Source organism: Burkholderia sp. Bp8991 (assembly GCF_003853795.1).
GTDB lineage: Bacteria > Pseudomonadota > Gammaproteobacteria > Burkholderiales > Burkholderiaceae > Burkholderia.
Genome location: NZ_QTQJ01000004.1, coordinates 163,252 through 175,611 on the forward strand (window position 1 = coordinate 163,252; position 12,360 = coordinate 175,611).

12 protein-coding genes are annotated in these 12,360 nt (G+C 56.0%); all 12 read right to left on the bottom strand.

All coding sequences use genetic code 11. The annotated features are described in order from the left end of the window. Positions 1 to 485 precede the first annotated feature (485 nt). The 12 genes from comJ to DIE02_RS06250 all read right to left on the bottom strand — a co-directional run bounded on the left by comJ (position 486) and on the right by DIE02_RS06250 (position 12,250). Positions 486 to 974, bottom strand: coding sequence for a competence protein ComJ (gene comJ, locus DIE02_RS06195; RefSeq protein WP_124485233.1), 489 nt, complete (start codon positions 972 to 974; stop codon positions 486 to 488). Between the two features lie 26 nt (positions 975 to 1,000). Next, positions 1,001 to 1,594: a pentapeptide repeat-containing protein gene (locus DIE02_RS36415; protein ID WP_124485232.1), complete on the bottom strand. Its 594-nt coding sequence runs from the start codon at positions 1,592 to 1,594 to the stop codon at positions 1,001 to 1,003. 301 nt (positions 1,595 to 1,895) lie between these two features. Next, positions 1,896 to 2,273, bottom strand: coding sequence for a hypothetical protein (locus DIE02_RS06205; RefSeq protein WP_124485231.1), 378 nt, complete (start codon positions 2,271 to 2,273; stop codon positions 1,896 to 1,898). After that, positions 2,270 to 2,509, bottom strand: coding sequence for a hypothetical protein (locus DIE02_RS06210; RefSeq protein WP_124485230.1), 240 nt, complete (start codon positions 2,507 to 2,509; stop codon positions 2,270 to 2,272). Before DIE02_RS06210 ends, DIE02_RS06205 begins: the two co-directional genes overlap by 4 nt. Before the next feature lie 75 nt (positions 2,510 to 2,584). Beyond that, positions 2,585 to 2,890 carry a hypothetical protein gene (locus DIE02_RS06215; RefSeq protein WP_124485229.1) on the bottom strand — a complete coding sequence of 102 codons (306 nt, stop codon included), beginning with the start codon at positions 2,888 to 2,890 and terminating at the stop codon, positions 2,585 to 2,587. Positions 2,891 to 3,071: 181 nt separating this feature from the next. Next, positions 3,072 to 3,353, bottom strand: a complete 282-nt coding sequence (locus DIE02_RS06220; protein ID WP_221622558.1) for a hypothetical protein — start codon at positions 3,351 to 3,353, stop codon at positions 3,072 to 3,074. A 31-nt stretch (positions 3,354 to 3,384) separates the two neighbouring features. Next, complete coding sequence (locus DIE02_RS06225) at positions 3,385 to 3,723, bottom strand: hypothetical protein (protein WP_124485227.1); 339 nt, start codon at positions 3,721 to 3,723, stop codon at positions 3,385 to 3,387. 199 nt (positions 3,724 to 3,922) lie between these two features. After that, positions 3,923 to 4,432 (bottom strand): SMI1/KNR4 family protein, encoded by a 510-nt coding sequence (locus DIE02_RS06230; protein WP_124485226.1) that lies wholly within the window; start codon positions 4,430 to 4,432, stop codon positions 3,923 to 3,925. Between the two features lie 248 nt (positions 4,433 to 4,680). Beyond that, positions 4,681 to 5,292: a hypothetical protein gene (locus DIE02_RS06235; RefSeq protein WP_124485225.1), complete on the bottom strand. Its 612-nt coding sequence runs from the start codon at positions 5,290 to 5,292 to the stop codon at positions 4,681 to 4,683. Positions 5,293 to 5,301: 9 nt separating this feature from the next. Further along, positions 5,302 to 9,639, bottom strand: coding sequence for an RHS repeat-associated core domain-containing protein (locus tag DIE02_RS06240; RefSeq protein WP_260427240.1), 4,338 nt, complete (start codon positions 9,637 to 9,639; stop codon positions 5,302 to 5,304). Continuing rightward, positions 9,636 to 10,094, bottom strand: a complete 459-nt coding sequence (locus tag DIE02_RS06245) for a DcrB-related protein (protein WP_039323783.1) — start codon at positions 10,092 to 10,094, stop codon at positions 9,636 to 9,638. Before DIE02_RS06245 ends, DIE02_RS06240 begins: the two co-directional genes overlap by 4 nt. A gap of 17 nt (positions 10,095 to 10,111) precedes the next feature. After that, positions 10,112 to 12,250, bottom strand: a complete 2,139-nt coding sequence (locus DIE02_RS06250; protein ID WP_124485224.1) for a type VI secretion system Vgr family protein — start codon at positions 12,248 to 12,250, stop codon at positions 10,112 to 10,114. Positions 12,251 to 12,360 lie beyond the last annotated feature (110 nt).

A 12,360-nucleotide genomic window follows, 5' to 3' on the forward strand; every position in this document is an offset into this window, starting at 1 on the left:
TGAAAATTAAGTCTTAAATTCATCGTTTTCACGATAATAATTTACCTCATCGATAAACCACTTGACATTAACATTTTCACCAACCCCACCTTTTAAAATATAGCTCAGATGATTCACCAACATCCAACATCTCAAGTTATACTTCTCGACTGATTTCGGCATCTCCATGCCCTCGTTGTCCAGATAAATTTCATCATCATCCAGATCTTGAATGTAATCCCACGGGATGTAGAAAAACCTCGTCCCCTCTGGATCACTCCGCCACGAATCAACGCTTGCGTAAATCCAGTCTTTTTTCTGGCAACGATCGGATATTTTCAGTTAGCTCCAACAGAGAATTATAAATTTTCATGAGCGCACCCAATCATCACCCCCCTTTCACCCACAAGCACTTCGAATGGGCGGAGAACTGGAGAAACCAGTCCACCGCCCTCGTTAGCGACGATTCAAGCCCAGCCCTTCCGATTATTAGAGAGGCAAATATTTTACCTATCAAATCTTCCCCTCAACAGCAGCTTTCCCTTCTTTCCACCCCATGGGTCATCGCGCAAATACATTGCTTGTCGATGCATGGCATCCGAGGTAAATGTAAACTTATAGAATACTTCCTCTCCCTCACAGACCTCGTAATACACATCGTAAGAAGCAAGCGGTAACGGCAGCGCAATCTTGAATTTTTCAGTTGCCGATGCAACTTCCAACGCGCCGGGATCAGTGATACGAAACGGAGCAACGATGCATCGCGCCGCCTGCTCGTCCATCTCAAATTTATTCGCTACTCGCAAATACACCTTTGCGCCAAAAGCGTCGTCCGGAAGTGGATCAAAAATGATGTAGTCGTCGTGAAGTACCGCACCTTGATCAAGGTTGCCCGTTCCCCATTGGCTCAAACCTTCGTCATACGGTCTAGACCTAACTAGAATCTGGCTATGGGAAATCAATAGATCGACTGTTTGGCCGAGATTGTCACTCATTTCATTCAAATCCAACGATTACCATGCTAAATCATTGTGTTACCCAATTGATTATCACTCGGGCGATTCCCTATAAATTTGCAACCCACCAAAGACCCATTGTGAAACCCTGCACCCTCGAACGTACACTCATTGAATGTACAGCCAAGGAGGACAGCCTTCCTCATATTTGCCCGGTCAAATGAACACTTTTCGAAGATTGCCCCCCGACCCATCGCATCAATCAATTTTGCGCCAGAAAAACTGCAATTCAAAAAAGACGCCGACCCAAGCGCAGTGCTTTTCAGTGATGCCTTTTCAAAATCACAGTCCTCAAACAAAGCCCCAAAAAATCTTCCATCGAAGTTGGCGCCGAAAAATTTACTCCGCCTGACATTGCAATTATTCAACGATCCCGCCAGGAGACATATAGAATAAGAAAAATCAACGTCATTTATCGCCACCCTGGACAGCTGAACCTTTAGGGGGAAACCACGAAAGTCTGCAAGCCCATCTTCCGTCTTATGGAAAGGTGACGCTGGAAGAGCGCCCATCCGTTTCACCATGAGGCTTATCTCTTGATTTGTCGATTTGGATAGACTCTCACCCCACCTCAGTTGATTCGTTTTTGCGTCACTCATATCAGTAAAATATATTAGTCCGGACAGACATCGGCAGCGTACTTATCGATCTTCGTCCTTGCCCGGGAGTTGCTATATCGAACACACCAAGCTTCCCCCGGCAAGTAAATCTGGTAGCCGGGCCTGAGCAGATTGCCAGCGGAGTTCCTCAGACCCATCAAATCGGTCCTTCGTCACGATCTGCACGGGAATCAGGTCACAACTGTCGCACTAAAAGCAGTCTCTGCATCAACAAATAACGTCTCTATGCTCAAATTCCGAGCAACCAATACAAAACCCCGTCAACACTCACCGTTTAAAATCAATCCGAATCAGGATATATCTCTCGCAAACTTTCGTCTCGACTAACTTGCGACCACACCGCGCGACTCCACGCAACCTTGCCATTTCTAAAGACGGATTTTATTTTACCCTCAAATTCTTCATTGAAATTCTCGTCCGACTCGATAAAAATATCCGCAACATGATTTTCATCAGACAAAGAATCACCAAGGCGATCGACTCTATCAACGACCTCGATGGAAAAATCATCGCCATCCCAATCTGCGATATAGCGCCCCTTTTCATCCTTCACCGAAAGGCGCACACCAAATGCACTTTCGATTTTCCCAACCAAACCAAGAAAATCAACATCCTCCAGAAGAACAACGCTCAAGCAACGATTGCGCTTAGAAATCATTTAAAACACCCTCCGATTTTCACCTGCCCATCCCCTTGCCTTGCGAGAGCATCCAATTCATGGCCCTTGGAAATTCCAAACCCAGCGGGATCCTCGCTCACCCCAGGAAATGCCTTCCTCAAATCACTATCGATGAATTTTTCCATCGCAGAAAGTTTAGGTATCTTCGAAGCATTTCGACGTATATTCGTGAAGATAGAATTATTTGCCAAAAAAATCAAACTGAATAAATCCATCGATATCGAAATCATTTATATTTATTGGTCTACAAATAGATGGGGCATGAGCCTTACTAATCCCACTTGCAGCACTTACAGTGGATCAATCTTCGCGCTGATTTTCATATCCTTCTTTGAACCAACAAGATATCTAGCCAGTCCCAGATTTCTTATTTCTTCTAGATTTGCAGCACACCACTCCCAGCCCTCATCCCAGGCAAACCATTTAGCGCGGCCGGTTCTTTCGGTGACACATACATCAGCAATATCCGCAGTACAAGTGTCGAATTCCAATGAATAACCTATAACGCGGCCATCGCCAATCTTAATAAGATGAAGTTCATCACCGTGACCAAACCCGGCATCGCAGGCCGAAACAACATAATATTTAATTTCCAAAAATCCTCACTTCGGAAACAACGTAACGGCTCGATTTTTACCAGGGCTTGTCGCTATCCTCACGGCAATCCGCATCGAATTACTCGCAGCATTCCCAAGAATAGGCGTCGTAGCCGACACATGATTCCAAGCCAGTGTCATCTGTCGCTGCGCCCACACGATGCACCCTTCTTAATTCACGTCAATCAAGTACAGTTACCTCCGCGACCTTCTTGGGGCCCTCATAAATATCAAATATTTTATGATTCAACACCCTCTCCTTAGGAGCATTATTTACAAGAAAATCAACCTCTCCAAAACTCACCACTTCCCCATTGGATTGACAAGGATCGAACAAATCAAAAACAACACTCCATGCATTATTTTGCCAATCAACATCCTCAGGAAACCGGGACACAGAATAATATCTTCCTGCCGAAGGAGGTTTTTTTCTCCCCCCCTTCGCCTCAGAAATCCAAACCACTCTAACGGAATGCACTTTACACCTCCAATCCTCACCTACAGCCCGAATAATCAACCTCTTTTCTCCAAGCGGTCCTCGATCTCGGATTATTAAGATCTTCTAATTCAGCATATCGAGCAGGGCCAATACCATCGAGATGTGGATCCTTATGCATTTTTCCTGCTATATCATCCAGCACGTCTATTTGTACCACTCTGGATGCACCTTTCAGACCAATATCCGGATCATAGAACCGGAATGTGCTGTAGATCGCATCGCGCTCGTATCGCGTCTCGATCTGCCCATCACGGACAATCGTGCCCTGGCCGAAAACGTCGTTCAGCCGCAAATTCGAAGTGCATTGTCCGTCGGCAAGATAGTCCTTCGTCACGACGGTATTAAGCTGGTTTCAAATGTTGCATTCAAGATCCAGCTCATTGGCAGGCCCATGCTCACTCACCTTGCGAACGCGTGACCCATACGAGCCATGCTCGAAGTGCGTTGCGTTCCCAGCCGGATCGATTGCGCCACTCCCCGACTGCCGCTTCGCAATCCCCTTGAATTGCCAAACATGCCGCGCCACTCCTAGACTAGCGACTTTTCTCTGGTGGCTCCCAATATTTCGCTCCGTGAGAATCCATCAATTTTTCCAAAAAATCTTCAAATGAATCCGCAACCTTCGGCCAGTCACATCGGCTATCCAAAGGCAAAGCAACGTAAACCGCACCAGCAGGATCCATCAACAATAATTCTGAATCCCCGTAAAAGCGAGCAAAAACAACATCACCATTCAGAAACTCTCGCGCCCTTCTTTCCCTTTGCCTCGCAGTTTCATCAATGGCCTCTTGAGGCGACAATACCTCAACGCCCCACTGCCCGTACTCATCATCTTTGAATAAATCTGCCCGCCCGGATATTTTCCAAAATTTCGCAAGCTCGGACGCGGAATTCGGGATACCCCGAATCGTCGAATCAAACGCGACCGAATCAGAAAAATCAGATCTCAGCAAAAAATGACATTCCTTCCCAAAATGAACAGCCCTTCTCGCCACAGACCAATCCGCCTTCATTTTCTCGACAATAACATTCAATTTTCCCATAATTGACTGATATCCCGCCAGAATGTGCCGAGGCTGCCAGATCGGTTCATCATCTACACCTACTGCAGCAAGAGCAGTTTATTTATCTTTCTTCCCACCTCAAAGGTCAACTCGCAAATACACTGTTCGCGCACGTGATACATCCGAAGAAAATTTTAATTCATCGAACACTCCGCAAGAGCCAAGCGGAAATTATGCGTAATCTTTAATTTTTTGACACCAAGGCGACCTCGAGCAAATCATCACTTTTAAAGATAAGATTTCAAAATATTTTGATCAAACGACTTATTCCCGGACACCTTTTTACCCAGCAAATACTCGACATCCAGCCCATCTTGACCGACACCATTCTTCTTCGCCGCGAAAACGATAGTCAAAAATGGGTACGAGTAGTAGCTCGGATTGTCCATTACATCCTTAATCAACCCTGAATTAATCTCCACCACATTGATCACCCGCGGCAAATAAATACCCACCACTTTTTCACATATCCATCGACATGTCGACTCTATCTCCACCTCATTCCGCGGCAAATCAACCGCCCCACCGACATTCGGCGAAAACGATTTTACCGTCTCCATAGATGTATTCATCGCCAGAACCAACCCCGTCGGAATCTTTGGCTTGTATGGAGGATTACTGCCTACATAGAAATCCTGAAGACGAGGAGAATCAGCAGCAGCAGAAAGAATATACCCGTTTGCATTTCTGAGAAACCTGAATCCGATTCGCCCATTACCCGCCCCTTCGCGGTCGACAATAATTTCACCTCTCGACACCTTGACGCCGCTCTCATTTATATTTTCTTTGAGAACCTCTTGCAATCTTTTTTCAAACTTCTTTTTCAGTTCCACGTCCATCTACACACCTCAATATTTCAACACGTGAAATGTTGCATCGTACGAAGTACCACGCTCACCAAGCACTTCGCCTATATCTCTGTTGCCAGTCGCGATCTCGAACTGTCCGGCTTTTCCCGCTGATGGCGTAATCACTCCACCACCTATTCCATCGACAGTATTTGATGGACTAGCCATGTCAAATACACCAGAAGCGCTTTGATTTTTGGTCAGGCGTCCGGTCCCATGCTTGGCCTCGAAGACGTGATAGTTGCCGTGGCTGTCCGTCGCAACGAAGTCGGCCCGAATACGCTTGCCATTTACCTTCATTGTCACCTCTTCGGCAACCACGTTGAAGCCGTTTCGCTCCAAGTCATACATCGATTTTTCACGACCGCGCTTTCCGCTCCATTGACTCAGGCAGGTCAGGCCCCACGGATCAATCCACGCCAGCGGATTCGGTCCATACCGATACAGATTCAACCCGCCCGCCAATCCGAGCGGATCTGGGTTGATAAATCGTCCAACATCTGGATCGTAGAATCGGAAGGTGTTGTAATGCAGCCCGGTTTCACGATCCAGGTACTGTCCTTGGAAGCGCAAGTTTTGCGGCCGCGGCACGCTTGCAGGTGCATGTGAAGTTAACTGAAGCTCACCCCATTCCGGCACCGGTCGCTGCGGCACCCGCGCAATCCACTCCTCCTGCACCGCATTGCCCCACACCTTGTACCGTGCCTGCCAGACCAGTTCGCCATCCGCGTCAGTCAGTTCCTCCGGCAGCCCCGAAACGTCGTTGTGGAAGTAGTAGACGGCATCCCGTCCATCCGCATCATTAGCCGCCGCCTTCCCTTGATCGATCCGAGCAAGCGGCACGTAACTATTGGACTCGTACAAATACGTCAGCGCTTCCTCACCACGACGATCGTGATACGTCTCCTGCACCAACCGCATGCCGTCCCACAGGAAATCCGTACTCGCGTAACTGCCGTTGAGCTTCCGGATCCGCCGCCCGAACGCGTCGTATTCGAAGTGCGTCGTCGCGATGCCGAGCCGGTCCTTCGTCACCACCGACTTCAACTGGTTCCAATCGTCGTATTCAAGAACAAGCTCTTTGGCCGGCCCATGCCCGCTCCGCTTGCGAACCAGCCGCCCATACGAGTCGTACTCGAAGCGCTTGTCCTCGAACATCTTGAGCCGGTTGTGCTCGACAAAGCCGCCCGGATGATCGCTCGACACCAGGTTGGCCGCCGCATCCCAGCGAAACACTTCCGACGGCAATCCCGGCCCCACGGCCTGCTCGATACGCCCCGTCGGGTCATACCGATAGCTCGTGGTGCCGTAGCGCTGATCGCGCTTCTGGATCACGTCGCCTGCTGCATCGTATTGCCACTGCTTCGCAAGCAACTCGCCGCCCACCGTACCTCGCTGCGCAGCGTGCCGCGCCCGACGCCCCACCGCGTCATACCCGAAATGACTCGTCAGCTTGCCCTGCGTTCGCAGAATCTCGCGATGCAGGTCATCCCGTTCGATATCGGCCACCGTGGCACCATCGAACCGGATCTGATGCACATGCCCCGACCCGTAATGCAGCCAATCGATCGTTCGTTCGCCGGAAATCGTCGTGCTGACGCGATTGCCAAGCTCGTCGTAAGTGTGCGCGAGCCAGCCAGTCGGCGTGTATTCCTCGACGACCTCACCGCGCGCGTCGTATTTCAGGCTGACCCGGTTCTTCAGCGACGGCCCACGCGCAGCAAGCGCGTACAACTCCGCCGATGTGATTCGCCCGGCCTTGTCATACAGGTATTCACAACGCTCATGCGGAGCTTGCTTCGCCGTCAGCTGTCCGATCGCGTCGCGCTCGTATCGCGTCTCGATCTGTCCATCGCGGACAATCGTGCCCTGGCCGCACACGTCGTACTCATAGGTACGCTCGTGACCATCGAGCCCGATTTGCGCGGAAACCAGATCGCGCCGGTCATACTGGAAACGGTATGTCTCGCGATTTTCGTTGGTGAGGCTCGCAAGCCTGAAAGCACCGTCGTAACCGAACCGCACCACGCGATCCGCCGCATCCGTGCGAGACAACAGCAACCCACGCGGATCGAGTTCATACCGCGTCCGACGCTGATTCGCGTCAACGACCTCGACGAGCCGCCCGGCCGCATCGTATCGAAACGTCTGACGCGCACCGTCCGCCGTCCCGATCCCCGTGACGCGCCCCATCGCATCCGTTTCATACACGGTGGCCTGCCCGGCCGCGTCCGTCACCCGCGCGAGCGCACCACGTGCGTCATACGCGAACCGCGTGACCTTGCCGGAACAATCGGTATACGACGTCAACTGCGCCCGACCATTCCATTCGAGGAACTTGTACCCGCCACGCGCATCGCGAATCGTATGAACGAGCCCGCGATCGTCCCGGTAATACTCGGTCGCGAAACCCGCAGGGTCGCGCGTCATCGTCAGGTTGCCGCGATCGTCGTAGCGATAGATCCAGCGCGCATTGGCCGGATCGGTTTCAGCGACGGGCAGATCGTAGTGCCCGTTCCACTCGGTCCGCTCGACCTGGCCGAGCGCATCGATACGCTGCGTCTGCCGGCCGCGCTCGTCATATTCGAAGCGCGTCGTATTCCCGGCCGGATCGGTCGTACTGACCAATTGCCGCATCGCGTTCCACTCGAGCCGCCAAACATGGCCTTCGGCGTCGGTATGGCTCGTCGGCTGCCGATCCTCGTTCCACGTCCATTGCGTGACGCGCCCGATCTGGTCGGTGATCGTCACCGAACGCCGAACGAGATCAGCATCGAACGTGTACGCTTCGCCGTCGTCGGTCCAGTGGCGCACGACACGCGCGTCGCGGCCGACTCCCTGCCACGCATAAAAGCACGTCAAGCCGCCGCGCAACGTGTGCTGCACCATCAGTCCGCGCTCGTAGCCGAACCGTCGCCCGACGTGACCGCTGCGATCGGTCACGGCCACCAGTTCGCCGGCGTCGTTGTACGTGTAACACACCAGCGTATCGGGATGTTCGCCGTCCACACCACGCGTCAGCTCGATCGCGGCGATGCGTCGGGGGTGCGACGAATCGTAGACAAGCGTCAACAAACGACCGGCGCTATCACGCAGCAGCCCGGGCCGCACGACGTCATCGGCCGCTTCCTGCTCGACCTCGATCCAGTTGCCGTTGCGATCCTCGAGACGCCACAGCTTGAGCGTCTCGCTGTCGGCATCGCCGCGCGCACGGCCGAAATCGCGATACAGACCGTCGACCGTTTCGACCACATAGTGACCGCCGGCGGTACAGATCAGGTAGATGCCTTCAGGCACGCTGAAATGACTCTCGCCGGGCGGCACGGCCGGAAATTCGATATCGCGCCCCTGCTCGTCCCAATACGTGATCGACGTGACCTCGCCGTGCTCGCGCGCAATCCGCAGCTCGACGCTGATCGGCACGCTCCAGCCTGTGCCGAACAGGCTGTCCGCACGATCGTCATGGCTGCTGTAAAAACGCCGCCACACGATCGGCAGCGGCCCGGGCAATGCGAAGTCGGTGTCGTCCGTGCCGTCGAGAACCTTGCCGCCGGTGATGACGTTCACCGGGTGGCCGGCCGACGGTCTCGCCAGGCTGCCGAGCCACGTCCCGAAAGCGCTCGCCGCGAAATTCATCGCGATACACGGCACCTTGCTCTTCAGGAATTGTCCCCAGCTCATCTTGCCGCGGCCGCAGACCGCCAGCGCAATCCCCAGCGCGGCGCCGAGCCAGCCGAGCCGCGTCGCCGACTTGACGTCCCGCACGCGCTGCGTGCCGCCGCCGATGAAAACGTTATCGGAGCCTTCGGCGATCGTCCCGTCGCAAGTCGTCTTGTCGCCGACGCGCGCGGCCGGCTGATCGTTGATATAAACGCTCCCCGACCCATCGGCAATCATCTGCGGCCCGGGATGATCCGTGCACGCGACGGTGTCGAGATCCCCCGGCTGCGCGGCCCGCGCCGCCGGCTTGTCGTTGACGTAAACGTTGCCGGAGCCGCTCGCGATCTTGCCCTTGATCTCGGGCGGCGCGATCGAATCGGCCAGCGCCTTCGCGCCATCGTCGATGGCTTCGTTCATGCCGCTCGCTTCCATCAGCGCGCCGGATCCCACCGCAACGCCCACGCCGATCGCAATCACGAGCGGCGTCGCCAACCCGGCCGTGCCGATTTCGAGCGCGGCGAGGCCGACGAACACCAGCCCCTCCATCGCCTCGGCCACCAACGCGCCGACGACGGCACCGCCGATGACCGATCCGACCGTGCCGGCAAGTTCGCCCCAGAACGACGTGTGCTGGATCGGGTCTTCGAAGCGGGCGGCGGCGAAGTGTTCCGCGCTCACGACGCGTCACCCGGCCCGAGCAGGGTCGGCCGAGCCGCGCGCGGCTGGAAACTGGCGAGCATCCGGTCGGCGATCGCCTGCTGTTCGTCGGTCAGCGGCGCCGCGCTGGTCAGCGTCATCACGAGCACGCGGCCGGCGTCGTCCGACGGGAACATGGTCTGCATCTGATGCCAGAGCCGGCCGTCCCGTTCGTGCGTGGAATCGATCTGGATGCCCGCGCGCCCGCCGACCACGATCGGCCGGCGCGCCTTCTCGGTGAGCATCCGCGCATCGCGCGACGCCACTTCCCATTCGCGCGCGACGAATGCGTCGAGATTCTCGCCGTCGCGAAACCGCCCGCGGGCGATCACGAGGTTGAGGCCGCCGGGGCCGACGTTCATCATCAGGATGTTGACGGTGCGGTCGAGCGCCGCGTCCGGCAGTTCGAAGGTGCCTTCGTGGATTGCGTAGTGCATGGCTGGTGTCGTTCGAGTTATTTGTTGAGATCGATGCGCTTGCCGTTGACCATCACGCCGTCGTCGGTCATCAGGATCACGGAACCCTTGTGTTCGAGGCGGATGCCTTCCGGCGCGAGCGAGATCGAGCTGTCCTGCACCTTCAGCAGGATGCCGCGCTCGGCCACGTACATCTGCGTGCCGCCGCCGCCGTCCTTGGCCGGCGTCGTCACCTCGACGGTGGTCGCGGTCGTGCTGCGCTTCTCGGCGATCGTCTCGGTCAGGTTGCCCTGCGGAATCTGCTTCTCTTCGCTACCCGTCGCCACCAGCACGGTACGCATCGGGCCCAGCACCTTGTGCGTCTCGTTGTTCTCGACGACGGTGTTCATGTCCTTCTGCGCGTGCATGAAGAACTCCTGCATGCCGTTCGTATCGGTCATGCGGATTTCGTTCGACCCCTGCCCCTTGTGCGTCTGGCTCTTGATCCCCATCGTCTGGCCAGCCGCGCCGTGGTACGGATTACCTTGCTCGCCGTTGAACACGCGCCCGACGATCACCGGGTTGTCGGGATCGCCCTGGTTGAACGCGACCAGCACTTCCTGCTTGATCCGCGGAATCGCGGCCGCGCCCCAGCCGTCGCCGGCCCACGGTTGCGACACGCGCACCCACATCGAATCGGAGCCGTCCTTCTTGCCGCGCCGGTCCCACGGAAAGTGCACTTTCACGGCGCTGCCGTTGGTATAGATCTCCTCGCCCTTCGGCCCGACGACGATCGCCGACTGCGTGCCGTGAATCACCGGCTTCGGCGTCGCGCGCGGCGCACGGTACGGAATCTTCTTCGGCAGCAGCGCGAACGAATTGCGATACGGCAGCTTCGCGCTGTGCTGCGTGTAATCGTTCACCGCTTCATGACGCACGTGCAGGATCACGTATTCCTGGTTGTTCTCGAGGACGGGATGATTCGCCACCGTGACGGCGCCGGCCGTCGTCATGCGCCACGCATAGCCGCCGCCGGTATAGCGATGGGCCTGCGCCTCTTCGGCCTCCATCGCGAAACGCGCATAGCGGTTGCCGTCGTCGCCATGGTCGTACAGCGACTGGTGCTCGAACCGCTCGGTCGCGTCGAGGCGCGCATGCTTGAGGTTCTGCGGCTCGGCCTCGACCAGCATCAGCGGCGACGACGGATTCTGGTAATTGAAGTCGCGAAACGTGACCTTGCCGACCCCGAAGCGCCGGCCCTCGTGCAACTGGTCGATACCGCTGTCCTCACTCGCCTCGGTCGCGGCGAACGGCACGGTGGCCAGCCCGTCGATCGGACGGAACAGCAGGTTCGTGTCGCCGATCACGAGGAAATGCTTGTCCTTCTCGTAGCGGTGCGTCCAGACCAGCCCTTCCTGTTCCATCAGCCGCGCGCAAAAGTTGTAGTAAGTCTCCTGATACATCACGACGTACTCGAGCGGCTTCTGGCTCGTCCGGATATCGAACACGAAATCGGAAAACCCGTGCTCCTGGAAAATCTCGGTGAGGATGTCCTGCGCGGTCTTGTTCTGGAAGATCCGGCAGTCGGTGGAGCGCGTCAGGAACCAGAACCACGGCACGGCCGTCAGGTGATACTGCGTGACGTTCCCGGGATTGCCGGCGCGGTCGAACGATGCGACGTAGCCGTCGAAGTAGCGGTCGGTATCGCCGGTGCCGGTTGCGACGAAGCGCTCGAGCGTCGACAGGCGCGCCTGCTGGTCGAAGCGGATCTTGACCTGCTGGCCGATCAGGTCGTCCGGGCGAAGGTCGTGGCGATGCGACAGCAGGTCGAGGTGAATCTCCGGCAAGCGGTTCACGTACTCGTCGACGACGGCCGCGCTAACCAGCAGCACGTCCGGGCCGAGCGGCGTATCGAGCGTCACGTAGCGATTGAGCTGGGTCAGGCGCGCGGGGTTGGCGGCGCCGTTGATCGCCTCGGCAATCGAGCCGGGCGTCTTGTCCATCAGCGAGAAACCGGTTTGCGCGAGCTGCATCGCACGCTGGACGGTGTCGACGTGCCCGGCCAGGCCGGCGAGCGGGCCGACGCTTCCGGCAACACTCGATGCGATCGGACCTGCGAGGCCGCCGAGCGCGCTCAGGGAGCCGAGCGCACTGCCGCCCAAACCGTTGGGAATACCCCCGTTCGGAGCGAAACTCATTCTTGTTCCTTGCTTGTGTTCTCAGGTTCTGTCGGCCGGTTCGCCGGGCCGAAGCCTCGATAATGTAGGTCAAAACCCGGGGGCGCGAAAGACGCCTTCGCAAACGTTTT